Here is an 18,242-nt window from a genome sequence, read left to right on the forward strand (position 1 = left end):
GGTCCTGTTGGTCGCTGTCAGGCGGCCTGGGCGCACAGCGCCTGGCCAAACAATAAATGGGCGCGCAGCTTGCTGATGTCGCGGCGCTGCTGGATCAGGTCGAAATACCAGGGGCCGTCCTGCACGTCGCCATACAGCACAGCGCCGGCCAGGCGGCTGCCCTGCACCACCAGGCGCTTGTAGACGCCGCGGCGCGGATCGCGCAGCACCAGGTCTTCGCTGCCCTCGCCGCCGATGATGTCGCCGGCCGAGTACAGGTCGATGCCCGTCACTTTCAATTTGGTGGCGCTGGCCTGCTGCACGTAGCGGCGGTGCCCTGCGCCAGCCAGGTGCGCGCCGCACACGCGCGCCTGCTCCCAGATGGGCGCGACGAGACCAAACGTGGCGCGCCGGTGCTGTACGCATTCGCCCACGGCGTACACGCGCGGGTCGTAGCTTTGCAGGCAGTCGTCGACGACGATGGCCCGTTCGCAGTGCAGGCCGGCCGCTTGCGCCAGCGCGATGTTGGGGCGCACGCCGGCCGTCATCACCACCAGGTCGGCGGGGATGCTGCTGCCATCAGCAAAACGCACGCCTTGCACCCGATCGCTGCCGAGGATTTCGGCCGTCTGCGCGTGCATCAAAAACCGCAGGCCGCGCGCTTCCAGCGCCGATTTCAGCAGCATCGACGCGGGTGCGTCCAGCTGCTGGTTCATCAGGGCGCCGCTCATGTGCACGACCGTGACGTCCATACCCTGGCGCTGCAGGCCGTTGGCCGCTTCCAGCCCCAGCAAGCCGCCGCCGATGACCACCGCGTGGCGGTGCGTGCGCGCCGCCTGCAGCATGGTGTCGACATCGCTGATATCGCGAAAACCGATCACGCCCGGCAGATCATGCCCGGGCACGGGCACGATGAACGGCGTGGACCCGGTGGCCAGCAGCAGGCGGTCATAGGCAACCGTGATGCCGGACAGCGATTGCACGGTGCGCGCCTTGCGGTCGATGCGCGCGACGGGATCGCCCGCGTGCAGGGTGATGCCATTCTGCGCATACCACTCGCGAGTGTGCAGCATGATGTCGTCGACCGACTTTTCGCCGGCCAGCACGGGCGACAGCAGGATGCGGTTGTAATTGCCGTGCGGCTCGGCGCCGAACACGGTGATGTCGTACAGGTCCGGCGCGAGTTTCAAGAGTTCCTCGACCGTGCGCATGCCGGCCATGCCGTTGCCGACCACCACGAGCGAGGGACGCGCAGTGGCCTTGGCTGGCGGATTCACAGGGCCACCCACACCATGTCGGCAAACACGCGCGCCGGCCAGGCGGCGACCGAATGTTCGGGCGCTTCGATGCACTCGCCGCTGGCCAGGTCGAAATGCTGTTTGTAGATGGGCGAGGCGACGACGACGCGCTCGCCGATGCTGCCGACGAGACCCCGCGACAGCACGGAGGCACCCGCGTTCGGATCGATATTGTCGATGGCGTACACACGCGGCGCGGCATCGCCGACGCGGAAGACGGCCACGTGGCGGCCCCCCAGCAGCGCACACACGCCCGTGTCGGGCACGATGTCGGTCAAGGGACAGATGGCTACCCAATTGTCGGCGGTGGCGCCGGAAAGTTCATTCATCGCATTCATGGCTCACGCCTCCACGGCAAGGATGGGGATCACGGTACTGCGGCGTTCAGTTTCAGTGGCGGGCCGGATCTGGCCCCGCTCCTCGACGAACACCACGTTTTCATCGCTCTTCTCGCTGTTGACGAAATGGCGGAAGCGCTGGCGCACGGCGGGGTTGGACACGGCTTCCTTCCACTCGCAGGCATAGGTGTCGACCACGTGCTGCATGTCCGCTTCCAGCTCGTGGGCGATGCCCAGGCTGTCGTCGATGATGACGCGCTTGAGGTAATCGAGCCCCCCTTCCAGGTTGTCGCGCCACACGCTGGTGCGCTGCAGGCGGTCGGCCGTGCGCACGTAAAACATCAGGAAGCGGTCGACATAGCGCACCAGGGTGGCTTCATCGAGATCGGAAGCGATCAGTTCCGCGTGGCGCGGCTTCATGCCGCCATTGCCGCACACGTACAAATTCCAGCCCTTTTCCGTGGCGATCAGGCCGATGTCCTTGCCCTGCGCCTCGGCGCATTCGCGCGTGCAGCCGGAGACGCCGAACTTGATCTTGTGCGGCGTGCGCAAGCCCTTGTAGCGGTTTTCCAGCTCGATGGCAAAACCCACGCTGTCGGCCACGCCATAGCGGCACCAGGTGGAGCCGACGCACGATTTCACCGTACGCAAGGATTTGCCGTAGGCGTGGCCCGATTCGAATCCGGCCGCGATCAATTCTTCCCAGATGGCTGGCAACTGGTCGACGCGCGCGCCGAACAGGTCGACCCGCTGGCCGCCCGTGATTTTCGTATAGAGACCGTATTTTTTCGCCACCATGCCCACGGCAATCAGGCCATCGGCCGTCACTTCGCCGCCCGGCATGCGCGGCACCACCGAGTACGTGCCATCCTTCTGGATATTGCCGAGGAAGTAATCGTTACTGTCCTGCAGGCTGGCATGCACGGGAGAGAGCACGAAATCGTTCCAGCACGAGGCGAGGATATTCGCCGCCACGGGCTTGCACACGTCGCAGCCGAGGCCCTGGCCATGGGCGGACAGGAGCGCGCCGAAGCTGCGGATTTTGCCCACGCGGACCAGATGGTGCAATTCCTGGCGCGAGTACGCAAAGTGCTCGCACACGTGGTTGTTCACGGCCAGGCCCTGCTTCTGCATTTCCGCCTTCATGATCTGCGTGACCAGCGGCACGCAGCCGCCGCACGCGGTGCCCGCCTTGGTGCAGCTTTTCAGGGCGCCGATGGTGGTGGCGCCCTCGGCGACGGCCGCGCACAGCGCGCCTTTCGACACGTCGTTGCACGAACAGATCTGCGCCGACTCGGGCAAGGCGTCCACGCCCAGGCCCACCTTTTGCTGGCCATCGGCCTGCGGCAGGATCAGGAATTCGGGGGATGCCGGCAGCTCGATCTTGTTGAGCATCATCTGCAGCAAGGTGCCGTACTCGCTGGCGTCGCCCACCATCACGCCGCCAAGCAGGTATTTGCCGCAATCGGAGACGACGATTTTCTTGTAGATCTGCTTGCGCTCATCCATGAACTGGTAGGAGCGGCTGCCCGGCGCATTGCCGTGCGGGTCGCCGAGGCTGGCCACGTCCACGCCCATCAGTTTGAGCTTGGTGCTCATGTCGGCGCCCTTGAACGAGGCTTCGCCCTCTTCCTGCAACAGGTGGCGCGCCGCGATGCGGGCCATCTCGTAGCCTGGCGCCACCAGACCGAAGACCAGGCCGCCCCACAGCGCGCATTCGCCGATGGCATAGATGTCCGGATCAGAGGTGACGCAGCTGTCATCGATGGCGATGCCGCCGCGCGGGCCCACGTCCAGGCCGCAGGCGCGCGCCAGTTCGTCGCGCGGACGGATGCCGGCCGAGAAGACGATCATGTCCGCTTCCAGGTGGCTGCCGTCGGCGAACTGCATGCGGTGCGTGGCTTCTTCGCCGTCGACGATGGCCAGCGTATTTTTTTGCGTGTGCACGGTCACGCCCAGTTCCTCGATCTTGCGGCGCAGGACGCGCGCGCCCCCCTCATCGACCTGCACGGCCATCAGGCGCGGCGCGAATTCCACCACGTGGGTGTCGAGCTTCAGGTCGCGCAAGGCCTTCGCGCATTCGAGGCCCAGCAGCCCGCCGCCGATCACCACGCCCGTCTTTGACTTTCCGCCCCAGGCCAGCATGGCTTCCAGGTCTTCGATGGTGCGGTAGACGAAGCAGCCATCGCGCTCCTTGCCCGGCAGCGGCGGCACGAACGGCGCCGAACCGGTGGCGAACACCAGCTTGTCGTAGGCCAGCACGTCACCGGTACTGGCCGTGACGGTTTTCGCCACGCGGTCGATGGACACGGCGCGCGCATTGAGTTTCAGGACGACGTTGCCCTTGTCGAAAAAGCCGGGTGCCACCAGCGACAGGTCGTCGGCCGATTTGCCGCTGAAAAATTCGGACAGGTGCACCCTGTCATAGGCGGGGCGCGGCTCTTCGCACAAGGCCGTCACGGACAGGTGCGGCGCGTTTTCCAATGCCAGGCGTTCGAGGAATTTATGCCCGACCATGCCATGGCCAAGGACGACGATGTTCAAGGGGTGGTTCATTACTCTCTCCTCAGGCCGCGGCCATGTTCGGTTCGGCCGCTGCACGGGTAAAACGCACGGCGATGGCACACAGGGCCGAGATCACCACCAGCGCGCTCAGGATGATCAGGGTCTGGCGGATGTCGCCCGTGCCCTTCATCAGGAAACCGGCCGCCACGGCGCCCACGTTGCCGCCCGCGCCAATGATGCCGGCCACGCCGCCCAGCGCCTTGCTGTCGATGAAAGGCACGAGCGCGTAGGTCGCGCCACAAGCCATGTGGGTGAACAGGCCGAAGACCAGCATGGCGATGACGGCCCAGGTGACGCTGTCGACCTTGGCAAACCACAGCAGGCCCACGCCTTCTCCTATCATCAGCATGAACAGCAGGGTCACGCGGCTGTTCAGGTTGCCGCGCAGGGCCAGCTTGTCGGACATCCAGCCGCCCAAAGCGCGGGCAAACAGGGCCAGCAAGCCGAAGCTGCCGGCGGCCAGGCCGGCTGATTTCAAGGACAGGCCGAAATGGTCGACGTAGTACACGGCGGCGATGTTGTGGATGAAAATTTCGATGCCAAAGCAGGCGCCGTAAGTGACGAACAGCAGCCACACGCGGTAGTTGGTGCTGGCCGCCTTGAAGCTGTCCCAGCCGCCCTTCTTGCCACCTTCGATGGCGATGCCGGCGGCACGCAAGTCCGAGTAATTGCCTTCAGGGCAATCCTGCGTATAACGCCAGTAGAGAACGGCCATCACCAGCATCAGCACGCCCGGCACCAGCAGGGCCACGCGCCAGCCCAGCGATTCGGACACGCCCAGCATCAGCACGGCGCCCAGCAGCAGCGGCATCAGCGCCTGCGCTGCGCCGCCGCCCGCATTGCCCCAGCCGGCGGCGGCGGCATTCGCCGTCCCCACGACGCGAGGGGCGAACATCACGGAGGTGTGATATTGCGTGATGACAAAACTGGCGCCGACGGCGCCGATGCCCAGACGGAAGAACAGAAAGCTTTCATAGCTTTGCGAGGCGGCCACGCCCAGCACGGGAATGGCGCCCAGCAGCAACAAGCCCGTGTAAGTCTTGCGCGGGCCGTAGCGGTCGCACAATGGCCCGACGATCAGGCGCACGAGGATGGTGATGGCGACGGCCGCGATATTGATGTTGGCCACTTGCGCCAAGGAAAGGCCGAACTCGCCCTTGATGACAGGCATCAGGGGAGCGCAAGCGAACCAGGCGAAGAAACACACGAAAAATGCCATCCACGTCAGGTGGAATGCGCGCATGGGCGGCGTGGCGAGGGAGAAGAGCGCGATGCGCGTTGCTTTTTGGCTGGCCATGATAGGTTCCCGAAATATCCCGTTGATAAAACAAAACGGCGCCCGCCCCCGCCGATGAAAAATCAGCCTGGGCGGACGCCGTTGTCCATGTGGTCCGTCGTTGGACCGTTGTGCGTTTATTCAGGGGATCGCCGTTGATCCGTACCTTCTGTTTAGCAAGCGCCGTGCCAGCTTGTCTGACGGGCAAGTGGCCTCATTCGCACTGGCTTTGCGCCAGATCATGGCCAATCACGGTGCAAGCACGCCACTTGCTGGTGCATGCGGGAACCAGCAGATGGCATTTCTTGTCTAAACCACATCTGAAGCAGCAGCGGGAGGCCGCGATGGTCAAGACACTGCAACGACGACGCCTACGGCCACCTTGGTCGCCATGGATGGCATGTGCGTGCGCGGGTTTGTTGCTGATGGCATGGAGCAACACTACCGCCGCGCAAGAGACTAAGGAACACAGCGAGCTTGATGCCACCGTTGTCGCGCCCTTTCACGCCGCGCGCGGTGAGCGGGTCACGCAGGCGCGTACATTTGTCGTGCGGCTCACCTATCCCGACGAAGGCCGCAGCCATGCCGTGCGCTGGACCTTGACACTATCGGGCCCCGGCCCGCAAGGCGCCGTGCTGCGGCGCTGGTCGGGCACGGAACAGGTGGGGGCTGACGGCAAGAGCGTGAACTTGCCCTGGGATGGCCGCGCCGACGCCGATGCGCGCGAACGGAGAGTGCTGGCGCCCGATGGCTTGTACGAACTGCGCCTGCAGGCCGTGGCCGATGCCGGCACGCCGCGGGAAGCGCAGGTGGAACAACAATGGCACATCCAGGTGCAGCGCGGTGCAAGCACGGCGCCCAGGGTGCGCGCCTTCCAGGCCGGCCTGCAACAACTGCCCGGCCTGGAAGGCCAGCCCGGCTACCGCATCGTCTACGCCAATCTGCACAGCCAGACGCGCCACAGCGACGGCGGTGCGGCGCTCGACGCCTGCCATGGCGCGCAAGACCCGCAAACGGCACCCTACGGCCCCATCGATGCCTATAAATATGCGCAAGAACACGGGCTCGACGCGCTGCTGACATCCGAGCATAACCATATGTACGATGGTTCGGATGGCACCAACCCCGCTGCCACCCCGGCCGAAGCGATCGCCCTGTACCAGACGGGGCTGGCCGAAGCGGCCGCTTACACTGCCGCCCATCCCGGTTTCCTGGCCCTGTACGGCATGGAATGGGGCGTCATCAACAAGGGTGGCCACCTGAACATCTTCAATAGCGAGCAGTTGCTGGGCTGGGAAAAAAATGCCCATGGCGAACTGCTGGCCAATATCGAGACGCCGAAGGGCGATTACGCGGGCCTCTACAAGCTGATGCGCGAACGGGGCTGGATCGGGCAATTCAATCACCCTGCCCAAACGGGCCAGTTTCTCGTCAATGAGCAACCGCTCGGCTACACGCCGGACGGCGACGCGGCCATGGTGCTGTGCGAAGTCATGAATACGTCCGCGTTTTCCACGAACGACGCGGAAACGGAAACACGGCGCAGCAATTACGAGGCGGCCTGCAACCGGGCTCTGGCGGCCGGCTACCACGTGGCCTTCAGCAGCAACCAGGACAACCACTGCGCCAACTGGGGCGCGTCGTATGGCAACCGCACGGCCGTCCTGGTGACTGGCCCGGCCGCCGGCACGCCCGTTTCACGCGACAGCTTCCTCGACGCGCTGCGCGCGCGCCGCGTCTACGCCACGATGGACAAGCATGCGCAACTGCTGTTCACGGCCAATGGCAAGCTGATGGGAGAGCGCTTCGACAACCACGGTCCCTTGCGCCTGGCCACCAGCTTCAGCAACAGCGCCGGGAGGCAAGCGGCCGCCATCGCCATCTTCCACGGCGTACCGGGCGGCAACGGCTCCGTCACACAAGTATCGGACCAGGCCGAGCTCACCATCACGCCCGCGCCCGGCCCCCATTTCTATTACGCGCGGCTGACGCAGGATGACGGCAACATCGTCTGGTCGGCGCCCGTGTGGGTCAATCAGCTGCCGTGATGGCGGCAGCGCGGGCGGAATGCCGGGCCATCAATTCGGCCACCCAGTCGATAAAGACGCGCAGTTTTTTGCTGACATGGCGGTTCGGCGGATAGGCGAGATAGAGCGGCATGGGATCGACCGTCCATGCTTCGAACAACGGCAGCAGCTCGCCCCTGTCCACGTGCGGCCGCGCCATATAATCGGGCAGCCACAGCACGCCCAGCCCCGCCACCCCGGCTGCCAGGTAGGCGTTGCCATCGTCGATCGACAGCACATACTGGCCATGGATCTTGACGCTCTTGCCCTCGCGGTGCATCACGTAGGGAAAGCCGTTGCCGCCGCGTCCCCAGCGAAAGCGCACGATGCGGTGCGCGCTGTCCTGCAAGTCCAGCGGATGCAAGGGCGTGCCCACCCGTTGCAGGTAGGCCGGTGCCGCATACACGCCCAGCGGCAAGTCGGCGAGCTTGCGCGCCATCAGCGACTGGTCGGTGATGTCACCGCCGCGTATCACGCAATCGACATTGTCGGCGATCACGTCGACCATGCGGTCGCTGGCGCCCATGTCGAGCACAATATCGGGATACAGCGCATGAAACGTGGGCAGCGCCGGCACCAGCAGCAAAGCGGCGAGCGGACTGGGCACGTCCACCCGCAACTGGCCACGCGGCAAGGCGGCGGCATGCGGCAAGCTCGTTTCGATTTCTTCGAGGGTATCGAGCACCTGCACGATGCGCTCGTAATAGGCCGCGCCATCGGCCGTCACATTGACCTTGCGCGTGGTGCGGTTCAGCAATTTCAGGCGCAGGCGCGCCTCGAGCTGCTGCACCAGTTGCGTCACCGTGGTGCGGCTCATGTGCAAGGTCGCGGCCGCGCGCGTAAAACTGCCCGTCTCGACCACCCGCACGAACGCCTTCATCGCATCAAACCTGTCCATCCACACCTCCGCCATTCGATTGTTTGGATTATACAAATAGTCCAGTCCGATCTGACCGCTTTATCCGCAGGTAGGCAGCAGATAAAGTGTTCTCCAGGCAGCAACTTCGCTGCATCAACAAAGGAAAGCTGATGAAACGCGACGTCGTATTCCCTCCGGGCCGCCAGGCCTTGTATGAACAGAACCGCTATTCCCCTGCCGTGCGCGCCAACGGCCTGCTGTTCGTGTCGGGACAGGTCGGCAGCCGCGAAGACGGTTCGCCCGAACCCGGGCTCGACGCCCAGGTCCGGCGCGCCTTCGACAACCTGAACGCCATCTTGCAAGCCGCCGGCTGCACCTTCGACGACGTGCAGGACGTGACCATTTTTATCGTTGATCCGCAATCGAACTTCCAGCGCATCTGGGATATCGTGCAGGCAGAGTATTGGGGCCCGGCGCCGCACCCGACGGTCACGGCCGTTGGCGTGACGTGGCTGTACGGCTTCCAGTTCGAAATCAAGGTGGTGGCCAAGCTGCCGGGCTAGAACACGGCGTCCGCCAGCGTGCAGGGAAATGGCAGCAGGCTTTCCCTCGCACGATTGCCCGCCGCAAGGTGCGCTGGCACTGATCTATGGCAACATTGCGCAACCGACCCATGCCAGGAAACGGAATGAAACCAAAAGCGCTGATCATCGCCAATATCGAAGCGTACTTGCTGGAGCCGCTGACCGCAGCGGGCTTCAAGTTCTCGCCTAGCCAGCTGACCTTCAAGCGCACGCAGAACGAATTCATCCAGACCATCCATTTCCAGGCCAACCGCCACAACGAAGAGGATGTCTGCGTGGCATTCTGGAGCCACTATCAAGTCTCGTCCAGATCCTATGCAACATGGCACACGGCGCGCTACGGCCGTGAACCTGCCAACAATATCGTTGGCGGCGTGGCGGACTGGAATATCAAAAACTGGCAATTCCCTGTCATCGATGGCAAGCAGGACAAAGAACACCAGCTCGTCGACCCATCCCATCGGGCAACGGTCATGGCCTGCCTGAGGGACAATCTGCTGGAGTTGGCCGTCCCCTGGCTTGAGCGCCTTTCCAATTGGGAAAATGCGGCCCTTGCTCTCGTCGAAGCGCAAGAATCGCATGCCAGGGCCTGCGATTTTTATCTGATGGCGGGCAAGCAGGAAAAAGCCTTGTGGGCCTTGAACGAAGGCATTGCCTATTGGCAGAAAAATCCCGCAGCCTCTTTTCCGGAAGAAAAAGAGGAGATCGCTTTGCGGATGGAGAAATACGCCTGTGCTTGACATCACGTGCCCCTACGATGGCGACTGCGGACGCCGCTTCGACATCAGCGCAATGGATGCCTCGGATGGCGCGTTCTTGAAAACGGCCATCGGCAAACAAATGACCTTCATGTTCCTGCACTGCCCCGCATGTGCAAGGATGTTCCAGTTCAATCCACTCGCCTGGACAGCGCAGGCGTGCGAAGCCGTCGCGCCCAAAGCCGCCCGGCCAGCGAAGAAAAGCGGCAAACAGCTGGAAAAACTGCTGGCCAGGGAAAAAGTGGCCCTGCCCCAGGCCTATCTCGCTCACCTCCGCAGCGCAAAGCCACGTCCCGACGTGGCGATTTTCACCGATGAAGAACCCTTCACGCTGTACAGCCTGGACGCGCTGTGCAAAGAGGTCGAGGTGGATGGAACAAGCTATCTGGCAGTCAGGCAACTGGCTGGCTTTGCACAGGCGCTGGCAGAAGCGGTGGGAACGGGGTCGAAGCAGGCAGCACCGTTCAGTCCTGCCGAGCTGGCGGGGTGCCTGGCCATCGGCGAGGAAAACACGCGCATCCTGTTCATCGACAGCCGCGACAACGATGCCTTATGGATTTATCACTGCGACGGCGGCGATGTCGAACAGACGCGGCTCACCGTGACCTCCCTGATGGGACCTGGCGTCCCCTGAAGAGCCAACTCGCCGCAGATTCTGCGGCCAGCTTCCATTCCAGCAAACAATATTGGAAAAGTAATTATTTTTTAAGTAGCCGTCCATAGACACTGGTTCCTCACAGCAATCCATGGCACCATGGCTGCGCCGTTTTGCCTGCAACGCGGCCTCCATCGGACCAACCAGGAACCCTATATGTCGTCATATCGTACCTTCGCCGGCAGCATGCTGCTCGGCCTGGCCGCAGCGGGCATTGCCCATGCGCAAGCCCCCGCCCCTGCCGCCGCCAACACCGATCCCCATTTGTGGCTGGAAGAAGTCCTCGGCGACAAGCCGCTGGCCTGGGTCAAGCAGCACAATGCCGTCAGCACCAGGGAACTGGAAGCCCAGCCCGGCTTCCCCGCCCTGCAGGCGCGCCTGAAAACCATCCTCAACTCGAAGGAACGCATTCCCTACGTCAGCAAGGAAGGCGAGTTTTACTATAATTTCTGGCGCGACGCCCAGCACGTGCGCGGCATCTGGCGCCGCACCACCCTGGCGCAATACCAGCTGGCCGAACCCGTATGGGAAACCGTGATCGACCTCGACCAGCTGGCTGCCGGCGAGAGTGAAAACTGGGTCTGGGGCGGCGCCTCCTGCCTGTATCCGAAGGGCGAACGCTGCCTTATTTCCCTGTCGCGCGGCGGTGGCGACGCCAAGGTGGTGCGCGAATACGACGTGGCCAAGCGCGCCTTCGTCGACGGCGGCTTTACCCTCCCCGAAGCAAAGGGCAGCGCCAGCTGGATCGACCAGGATACCCTGTTCGTGTCCACCGATTTCGGCCCCGGTTCGATGACCAGCTCGGGCTACCCGCGCATCATCAAGCAGTGGCAGCGCGGCACGCCGCTGGCGCAGGCGCAAACGCTGTACGAAGCCAAGCCCGACGACCTGAGCGCCGGCGCCTACAAGGACTTCACGCCAGGCTACGAACACCAGTTCATCGAGCGGCAAATCGATTTCTACAGCGGTGAAATGTTCCTGCGCGACGGCGCCGAGTTGAAGAAGGTACCGAAGCCGGACGACGCTACGGCCTTCACCGTGCGCGACCAGCTGGTCATCACCTTGCGCTCGGACTGGAAAGTCAACGGCAAGACCTACCTGCAAGGCTCCTTGCTGGCCACCGATTTCAAGGCCTTCATGCAGGGCAAGCAGGAGCTGGAAGTGCTGTATGCGCCCACGACCACGTCGTCGCTGGACAATGTGACGGCGACCAAGTCCGCCATCCTCGTCACCACGCTGGACAAGGTCAAGAACCGCCTGACGGAACTGCGCCACGTGAACGGCAAGTGGCAGCGCCGCGCCGTCGATGCGCCGAAGCTGGGCACCCTGGCCGTCAGCGCGCTCGACTCCGTCGACTCGGACCAGTACTTCCTGACGGTGACCGACTTCCTCAACCCGACCACCCTGTACCTGGCCACGGCGCAAAGCGACAAGCGCACGAAAATCAAGTCGCTGCCCGCCTACTACGATGCCACGCCTTACAAGGTCGAGCAGTTCGAATCGACGTCGAAGGATGGTACCAAGGTGCCGTATTTCGCCATCATGGGCAAGAAGACGAAGTTCGACGGCAGCAACCCCACCGTGCTGTATGGCTACGGCGGCTTTGAAGTGTCGCTCAAACCGAGCTACAGCGGCACCACCGGCGTGGCGTGGCTGGAAAAGGGCGGCGTGTATGTGCTGGCCAATATCCGCGGCGGCGGCGAATTCGGTCCCCGCTGGCACCAGGCGGCGCTGAAGGAAAACCGCCAGCGCGCGTATGACGACTTCATCTCGGTGGCGCAAGACCTCATCAAGCGCAAGGTCACCAGCCCGCGCCACCTGGGCATCATGGGCGGCAGCAACGGCGGCCTGCTGACGGGCGCCGTACTGGTGCAGCGTCCCGACCTGTTCAACGCCGTCGTCAGCCAGGTGCCGCTGCTCGACATGCGCCGCTATAACAAGATGCTGGCGGGCGCCTCGTGGATGGGAGAATATGGCGACCCGGACGTGCCGGAACAATGGGCGTACATCAGCAAGTACTCGCCGTACCAGAACGTCTTCAAGGACAAGAAATATCCGCGCGTGCTGTTTACCACCTCGACGCGCGACGACCGGGTCCACCCTGGCCATGCGCGCAAGATGGTGGCGAAGATGGAAGAGCAAGGCCACGACGTGCTGTACTGGGAAAACACGGAAGGCGGCCATGCTGGCGCGGCCAATAACGACCAGCAGGCGCTGATGTGGGCACTGACCTACACCTTCCTGTGGGAGCAGCTGAAGTAATGTGGTGGTGTCGGATTACGCGCTCACGCGCCTCGGCGGCCCCGCTAATCCGACCTACCCGGCATATCGGTCCCAAGGCCGTAGGTCGGGTTAGCCCAGCGGGCGTAACCCGACAAACATTGTAGACAGGGGCCGGTGGCAAAATATCCTTACTTCGCCTGCGCGCTGGGCCGTTCCGCGATGCGGTCGCGGTAGGCCTGCAGGTTGGCCAAGCCTTCCGCGCCGGGCCGGTACTTCATCAGGCCGCGCACAAATTCCAGCGCGCAGAAGGCCGTGATGTCGGCAATCGTAAACCGGTCGCCGGCGATGTAGGGCTGGTGAGCCAGCACCTGATCCAGCCATTGCGCCGTCTCGCGCAGCTTGCCCGCCTGCGCCGTGGCGAAATCGGGAAACTGCGGGTTTTCCAGCGCCACCAGGGCCGGATGGCCGTGGCGCACCCAGTTGGCGGCTGCGCTGAACAAATGCAGTTCCACGCGGCGGTCTGCCATTTCAATGAATGCGCGCTCCTCGTAACCTTCTCCCATCAGGTTCGGCTGCGGCTGCAAGCCTTCCAGGTAAGTGCAGATGGCGCGGGTCTCGGTCAGCACGCGCCCGTCGTCCAGTTCCAGCACGGGCACGCGGCCCAGCGGGTTTTTCGCCAGGAAGGCAGGGTCGCGGTGATGGCCCGCCATCAGGTCGAGCGCCACTTCCTCGATGCCGGTGATGCCCTTCTCGGCGATGAACATGGTGACGCGGCGCGGATTGGGCGTGCGGGGGCTGATAATCAGTTTCATGTGCTTGGGTCTCGTCTTGTTATGTTGGTGGGCGCGGCTGCGGGACTGGCCTGCGGCAGTACAGTCAGGCGCCCATCATACCAGCGCACCGCCATGGTGCGGCGCCCCTGGCGCGTTGACTTTGCCCCCGTTTCACCTTAGATTGCTGTACGGGAACGCTGGCTTTCAATTCCAGCGATGTCCCGCGACCGCCATCAACGCCCGCAGCCTACCCGGCTGGCGGGCGTTTTATCCATGAACGAAGGGCATACCATGCATCGCACACCGACTCCGCGTTTCCGCCGCAGCCAACTGGCCGCCGCCGTCCTAGCACTGGCTTCCATGACCGCGGCCCATGCGGGCCACGCCGCACCCGCCACCAGATACGCCTCGGCCAGCCACGCCACCACGACCACCACGCAGCTGCCGCGCGGCGTCACGCCTTTGCACTATGCGCTGTCGATCACGCCGGACGCCGCCGCCTCCACCTTCAAGGGCGCAGCCGCCATCAAGGTCGCCGTCGACGCGCCGACAAGCAGCATCACCTTCAATGCCCTGAACCTGGCGTTTGCCGCCGCCACCATCGAAGGCGCGGGCGGCAGCAAGCAGGTGACGCGCAAGGTCGATTTCGATGCGGACAAGCAGACGGCCACCGTGCATTTTGCCCAGCCGCTGGCCAAGGGCGAGTACCTGTTGCGCATCGACTACAGCGGCAAGATCGGCACGCAGGCCACGGGCCTGTTCTCGCTCGACTACGACACGCCGCAGGGCCGCCAGCGCGCGCTGTACACGCAGTTCGAAAATTCCGACGCGCGCAGCATGCTGCCGTCGTGGGACGAACCGGACTACAAGGCCACCTTCGCGCTGGACGTGACCGTCCCGAGCAGCCAGATGGCCGTCGGGAACATGCCGATCGCCAGCAGCGAGGACCTGGGCAATGGCACCAAGCACGTGCGCTTCGCCACCACGCCGCGCATGTCGACGTATTTGCTGTTCTTCGGCCTGGGCGACTTCGAGCGGGCCACGGCCATGAGCGACGGCACCGAGATAGGCGTCATCACGAAGAAGGGCGCGCTGGCGCAAAGCCGCTTCGCGCTCGACGAGTCGGCCGCCCTGCTGCGCGAATACAACGATTATTTCGGCGTGCGCTACCCGCTGCCCAAGCTCGACAACATCGCCGCACCGGGCCGCAGCCAGTTCTTCGGCGCTATGGAAAACTGGGGCGCCGTTTTCACCTTCGAATACGGCCTGCTGCTCGACCCGACCATCTCGACGCAGACCGACAAGGAAAACATCTACACCACGCTGTCGCATGAAATGGCACACCAGTGGTTCGGCGACCTGGTCACCATGCGCTGGTGGGACGACCTGTGGCTCAACGAAGGTTTTGCCTCGTGGATGGAAAGCCGCACCACGGAGCGTTTGCACCCGGAGTGGAACACGGCCCTGTCCAGCGTCGGCGGACGCGAGTCGGCCATGAGCCAGGATGCGCTGCGCACCACGCACCCTGTGGTGCAGCGCATCGCCACCGTGGAGCAGGCCAGCCAGGCGTTCGACGGCATCACCTACCAAAAAGGCGAAGCCGTGATCCGCATGCTCGAAGCGTATGTGGGCGCCGATACGTGGCGCACGGCCGTGCGCAGCTATATGCGCAAGCATGCGTATGGCAATACGGTGTCCGACGACCTGTGGCGCGAAGTCGATGCGGCCGCGGGCAAGCCTGTCAGCGCCATCGCCCATGATTTCACCCTGCAGCCGGGCGTGCCGATGATCACGGTGGGCGACGCCGTGTGCAAAAACGGCAATACGCGCGTGACCTTGACGCAGACGGAATTTTCCAAGGACCAGCCGCATAAAAAACCGCTGTCGTGGAAAGTGCCGGTCATCGCGTCGACGGTCGGCAACGGTAAGCTGGCCAAGGTGGTACTCAAGGATGGCAAGGCCACCCTGAACGTGCCCGGTTGCGGCGCCCTGCTCGTGAACGCGGGCCAGAGCGGCTATTACCGCACCGTGTACGCGCCGGCCAACACGCGCGCTCTCGCGGGCAGCTTCGCGCGCCTGGCGCCGATCGACCAACTGGGCTTGCTGGCGGACAGCCAATCGCTGGGCCTGGCCGGTACGCAAAACCTGGCCGACTTCCTGGAACTGGTGAAGGCGACGCCGCTGTCGGCCGATCCGCAGGTGCTGGGCAAGGTGGCCAGCTCACTGGGCAGCCTGTACGAACAGTATGCCGGTGATGCCGTTCGCCAGCAGGCTTTCGGCCGCTTCGCCATGGCGCGCCTGGCGCCGATGATGACGCAGACGGGCTGGGAAGCGCGCGCGGGCGAGGCGTCGAGCGTGGCAACCCTGCGCGGCCGCCTGATCGCCATCCTCGGCGACATGGGCGAACCGGGCGTGATCGCGGAAGCGCGCCGCCGCTATGCGGCCAGCGAACAGGATCCCACCGCCATGCCCGCGCCGCTGCGCCGCACCATCCTGGGCGTGGTGGCCCAGCATGCGGACGCCGCCACCTGGGAGCAGCTGCACGCCAAGGCGCAGCAGGAAAAGACGCCGCTGGTCAAGAATCAGCTGTACGACTTGCTGGCCTCGACCGACGATCCCGCACTGGCGCAGCGCGCATTGGCGCTGGCACTGACGGATGAACCGGGCGTGACGAACAGCCCGGCCATGATCTCGCGCGTGTCGCGCTCGCATCCGGAACTGGCCTTCGACTTCGCGCTGGCGCACCTGGAGCAAGTCAATGCGCGCATCGACGCCAGCTCGCGCAGCCGCTATTTCCCGCGCCTGGCCGCCGGCTCGGCGCAGCCTGACATGATCGCCAAGCTGGAAGCGTACGCGCAAGCGAACCTGCCGGCCAGCGCGCGCGGCGACGCCGACAGCTCGGTGGCCGGCATCAAGTACCGCATCAAGCTGCGCGCCGAACGGCTGCCAGCCGTCGATGCGTGGCTGGCGAAACAGGCGGGCTAAGTAATTGGCATCCCGGCGCTGCGGCGCCCGGAACTGATGAAAACGCAGGCAAAAAAAACCGGCTTCGCAAAGTGCGGTAGCCGGTTGAAACGCTGTTTCAGAGCGCAGGGATAAAACGGGAAAACACATGAAGAAGTGGAAATCGTGCCGGTCATTGAGGTGTCCGGCAACCTTGCGCTCGGGGTTTCCGTGCGCCATGTATCCACTATGCCAGCCCTTCGTTGAAACAGGCTTAGGACTTCATTAAATCCCCGCCCGTTTCCCGTATTTCCCCTGCCCCGCCCTGCAATCATTACTATAAAACAAGTTTTACATGTCTGGTGCCGATGGTTGAGCTCACCGGCTAAGCTGTTGAGTCATGCCTGCATCCTATCGCTCCCGGAGCGTAGTGATCTGCGCATCGCATGCTGTGTGCCAACAAAAGCATCATAACAGCGTCATATGACCGCCTTATGACGTAGCTCTAACATTGCACGCGCGCCGCCGCGCGGATCGCGTACTATGCCCCCATCGCCCTTGCCCCTTCCGCCCCATGTTCAGCCAGAATCTTCGCACCGTTTCCCTGCTTGCCTGCGCCGCGCTGGCGTCCTGCACGCCCTTGCCGCCCGCGACTGCCCCTGCCTCCGCGCTGGCTACCCCTGCCGCCATGCCCGCGCCCGCGTGGCAGCGGCAAGGCGTGCAGCTGCTGCACATCGCGCCCGACGAATCCCTGCTGACCATCACCGTGCGCCGTGGTGGCGCGCTGGCGCGGCTCGGGCATGACCACGTGGTGGCCAGCCGCAGCCTGCAGGGCGTGGTGGCGCCCGCGCTGGGGCGCGCGCAGTTCCGCTTCCGGCTTGACGAGATGAGCGTGGATGAAGCAGGCTTGCGCCAGGCAGCCGGCTTGACGACGACGCCATCGGCCGACGCCATCGCCGGCACGCGCCACAACATGCTGGTGCGCGTGCTCGAGGCGGAACGCTATCCGTGGGTCAGCATCAAGGCGCGCCGCACGGGCGACAAGCAGGTGTTTGATGCCGACATCACCCTGCATGGCGTGACGCGCACGGTGCAGCTGCCGGTGCGGGTCGAGCAAGCGGCCGACGGACGCCGCCTGCAGGCCAGCGGCAGCCTGCTGTTGAAACAAAGCGACTTCGGCATCGTGCCGTTCGCCGTCCTGGGCGGCGCCATGGCCGTGCAGGACCAGATGGAACTGGCGTTCCGCATTACCGCCCGGCAAGACCTCAGCGGGCCAGGATCAACCGCAAGCCCAGGCAGATGAAGATGGTGCCGGCTATCCGGTCCAGCCACAGGCCGGCGCGCGGGCGGCGGTTGAGCCACAGGCCGACGGCGCCGGAAAAATAGCCGAGCAGGCCGAACAGCACGCACGCCTGCGCCGTGAACACCAGGCCCAGCTGCGCCGTCTGCCAGCTGGGATTGCCCTGGCCCGCGACGATGAACTGCGGCAGAAACGACAGGAAAAACAGCACGACTTTCGGATTGATACTGTTGGCAAACAGTCCCTTGCCGAACAGGCGCAGCAAGGATTCGTCGGGCAAGGCCGCCGCGCCATCGGCTCTGGCGCCGCCACGGCTGCGCAAGGCGCCGATGCCCAGCCACACAAGATATAGTCCGCCGGCCACTTTCAACGCCGTAAATGCCGTGGGCGAGGCGGCCAGCAGGGCCGACACGCCGATGGTCGCCAGCACAGTATGCGTGAGGCAGCCAAGGGCACAGCCCAGGCCGAACGCCATGCCCTGGCGGCGTCCGCGCGACATGCCCACGCCCAGCACCATCAGGTTGTCGGGGCCGGGGCTGGCGGTGATCAAGACGGCGGCGGCCAGGAAGGCCAGGAACTGGTCGGGACTGAGCATGAATATCTCGCGGGCAAAGGCGCCATGATA

The 18,242-nt window shown here is 64.3% G+C and carries 14 protein-coding genes; 7 read left to right on the forward strand and 7 right to left on the reverse strand.

Annotation, left to right across the window (positions count from 1 at the left end; translation table 11 throughout):
• Nucleotides 1-17 precede the first annotated feature (17 nt).
• The 4 genes from MRBLMS1_RS04405 to MRBLMS1_RS04420 are packed head-to-tail and all read right to left on the reverse strand — an operon-like array spanning nucleotide 18 to nucleotide 5,477.
• Nucleotides 18-1,256, reverse strand: coding sequence for an NAD(P)/FAD-dependent oxidoreductase (locus MRBLMS1_RS04405; protein WP_485878056.1), 1,239 nt, complete (start codon nucleotides 1,254-1,256; stop codon nucleotides 18-20).
• Entirely contained in the window at nucleotides 1,253-1,606 is a 354-nt protein-coding gene (nirD, locus tag MRBLMS1_RS04410) for a nitrite reductase small subunit NirD (RefSeq protein WP_046684027.1), read from the reverse strand. The genes MRBLMS1_RS04405 and nirD overlap by 4 nt, the downstream gene beginning before the upstream one ends.
• Nucleotides 1,607-1,618: 12 nt before the next feature.
• The gene (gene nirB / locus MRBLMS1_RS04415; RefSeq protein WP_485878058.1) at nucleotides 1,619-4,171 is read right to left on the reverse strand and encodes a nitrite reductase large subunit NirB; all 2,553 of its coding nucleotides are present in this window, start codon (nucleotides 4,169-4,171) and stop codon (nucleotides 1,619-1,621) included.
• 10 nt (nucleotides 4,172-4,181) lie between these two features.
• Nucleotides 4,182-5,477 (reverse strand): MFS transporter, encoded by a 1,296-nt coding sequence (locus MRBLMS1_RS04420; protein WP_456150372.1) that lies wholly within the window; start codon nucleotides 5,475-5,477, stop codon nucleotides 4,182-4,184.
• Nucleotides 5,478-5,881: 404 nt separating this feature from the next.
• Between MRBLMS1_RS04420 and MRBLMS1_RS04425 the strand changes: the two genes are divergently transcribed.
• Nucleotides 5,882-7,504 carry a CehA/McbA family metallohydrolase gene (locus tag MRBLMS1_RS04425; RefSeq protein WP_485878060.1) on the forward strand — a complete coding sequence of 541 codons (1,623 nt, stop codon included), beginning with the start codon at nucleotides 5,882-5,884 and terminating at the stop codon, nucleotides 7,502-7,504.
• Here the strand turns inward: MRBLMS1_RS04425 and MRBLMS1_RS04430 are convergent.
• Entirely contained in the window at nucleotides 7,488-8,420 is a 933-nt protein-coding gene (locus MRBLMS1_RS04430; protein WP_485878062.1) for a LysR family transcriptional regulator, read from the reverse strand. The two genes, MRBLMS1_RS04425 and MRBLMS1_RS04430, sit on opposite strands and share 17 nt — an antisense overlap.
• A gap of 128 nt (nucleotides 8,421-8,548) precedes the next feature.
• On the opposite strand from MRBLMS1_RS04430, the gene MRBLMS1_RS04435 reads away from it, so the two are divergent.
• The 4 genes from MRBLMS1_RS04435 to MRBLMS1_RS04450 all read left to right on the forward strand — a co-directional run bounded on the left by MRBLMS1_RS04435 (nucleotide 8,549) and on the right by MRBLMS1_RS04450 (nucleotide 12,640).
• Nucleotides 8,549-8,944 carry a RidA family protein gene (locus tag MRBLMS1_RS04435; RefSeq protein WP_485878977.1) on the forward strand — a complete coding sequence of 132 codons (396 nt, stop codon included), beginning with the start codon at nucleotides 8,549-8,551 and terminating at the stop codon, nucleotides 8,942-8,944.
• A gap of 125 nt (nucleotides 8,945-9,069) precedes the next feature.
• On the forward strand, nucleotides 9,070-9,705 hold the full coding sequence (locus tag MRBLMS1_RS04440; protein WP_485878064.1) for a DUF4304 domain-containing protein: 636 nt from the start codon (nucleotides 9,070-9,072) through the stop codon (nucleotides 9,703-9,705).
• Nucleotides 9,698-10,357, forward strand: coding sequence for a hypothetical protein (locus MRBLMS1_RS04445; RefSeq protein WP_485878066.1), 660 nt, complete (start codon nucleotides 9,698-9,700; stop codon nucleotides 10,355-10,357). The genes MRBLMS1_RS04440 and MRBLMS1_RS04445 overlap by 8 nt, the downstream gene beginning before the upstream one ends.
• A gap of 177 nt (nucleotides 10,358-10,534) precedes the next feature.
• Nucleotides 10,535-12,640 (forward strand): prolyl oligopeptidase family serine peptidase, encoded by a 2,106-nt coding sequence (locus tag MRBLMS1_RS04450; protein ID WP_485878068.1) that lies wholly within the window; start codon nucleotides 10,535-10,537, stop codon nucleotides 12,638-12,640.
• Nucleotides 12,641-12,789: 149 nt separating this feature from the next.
• On the opposite strand, the gene MRBLMS1_RS04455 is transcribed toward MRBLMS1_RS04450, so the two are convergent.
• Nucleotides 12,790-13,413: a glutathione S-transferase family protein gene (locus MRBLMS1_RS04455; protein ID WP_485878070.1), complete on the reverse strand. Its 624-nt coding sequence runs from the start codon at nucleotides 13,411-13,413 to the stop codon at nucleotides 12,790-12,792.
• A 321-nt stretch (nucleotides 13,414-13,734) separates the two neighbouring features.
• On the opposite strand from MRBLMS1_RS04455, the gene MRBLMS1_RS04460 reads away from it, so the two are divergent.
• Both MRBLMS1_RS04460 and MRBLMS1_RS04465 read left to right on the forward strand, forming a co-directional pair.
• Nucleotides 13,735-16,359: a M1 family metallopeptidase gene (locus MRBLMS1_RS04460; RefSeq protein WP_485878071.1), complete on the forward strand. Its 2,625-nt coding sequence runs from the start codon at nucleotides 13,735-13,737 to the stop codon at nucleotides 16,357-16,359.
• A gap of 532 nt (nucleotides 16,360-16,891) precedes the next feature.
• Nucleotides 16,892-17,620 (forward strand): YceI family protein, encoded by a 729-nt coding sequence (locus tag MRBLMS1_RS04465; RefSeq protein WP_485878072.1) that lies wholly within the window; start codon nucleotides 16,892-16,894, stop codon nucleotides 17,618-17,620.
• Here MRBLMS1_RS04465 and MRBLMS1_RS04470 read toward each other — a convergent pair.
• On the reverse strand, nucleotides 17,583-18,212 hold the full coding sequence (locus tag MRBLMS1_RS04470; protein WP_139089788.1) for a LysE family translocator: 630 nt from the start codon (nucleotides 18,210-18,212) through the stop codon (nucleotides 17,583-17,585). The two genes, MRBLMS1_RS04465 and MRBLMS1_RS04470, sit on opposite strands and share 38 nt — an antisense overlap.
• Nucleotides 18,213-18,242: the final 30 nt, after the last annotated feature.

Origin of the sequence: Massilia sp. LMS1-1-1.1 (assembly GCF_040815535.1) — a bacterium.
GTDB lineage: Bacteria > Pseudomonadota > Gammaproteobacteria > Burkholderiales > Burkholderiaceae_D > Janthinobacterium > Janthinobacterium aestuarii.

Bases quoted from the DNA above. Each gene is read 5' to 3' on its own strand.
- nirD (WP_046684027.1), bottom strand. From the start codon at position 1,606: ATGAATGAACTTTCCGGCGCCACCGCCGACAATTGGGTAGCCATCTGT.
- nirB (WP_485878058.1), bottom strand. From the start codon at position 4,171: ATGAACCACCCCTTGAACATCGTCGTCCTTGGCCATGGCATGGTCGGG.
- MRBLMS1_RS04420 (WP_456150372.1), bottom strand. From the start codon at position 5,477: ATGGCCAGCCAAAAAGCAACGCGCATCGCGCTCTTCTCCCTCGCCACG.
- MRBLMS1_RS04425 (WP_485878060.1), top strand. From the start codon at position 5,882: ATGGCATGGAGCAACACTACCGCCGCGCAAGAGACTAAGGAACACAGC.
- MRBLMS1_RS04430 (WP_485878062.1), bottom strand. From the start codon at position 8,420: ATGGACAGGTTTGATGCGATGAAGGCGTTCGTGCGGGTGGTCGAGACG.
- MRBLMS1_RS04440 (WP_485878064.1), top strand. From the start codon at position 9,070: ATGAAACCAAAAGCGCTGATCATCGCCAATATCGAAGCGTACTTGCTG.
- MRBLMS1_RS04450 (WP_485878068.1), top strand. From the start codon at position 10,535: ATGTCGTCATATCGTACCTTCGCCGGCAGCATGCTGCTCGGCCTGGCC.
- MRBLMS1_RS04455 (WP_485878070.1), bottom strand. From the start codon at position 13,413: ATGAAACTGATTATCAGCCCCCGCACGCCCAATCCGCGCCGCGTCACC.
- MRBLMS1_RS04460 (WP_485878071.1), top strand. From the start codon at position 13,735: ATGACCGCGGCCCATGCGGGCCACGCCGCACCCGCCACCAGATACGCC.
- MRBLMS1_RS04465 (WP_485878072.1), top strand. From the start codon at position 16,892: ATGTTCAGCCAGAATCTTCGCACCGTTTCCCTGCTTGCCTGCGCCGCG.
- MRBLMS1_RS04470 (WP_139089788.1), bottom strand. From the start codon at position 18,212: ATGCTCAGTCCCGACCAGTTCCTGGCCTTCCTGGCCGCCGCCGTCTTG.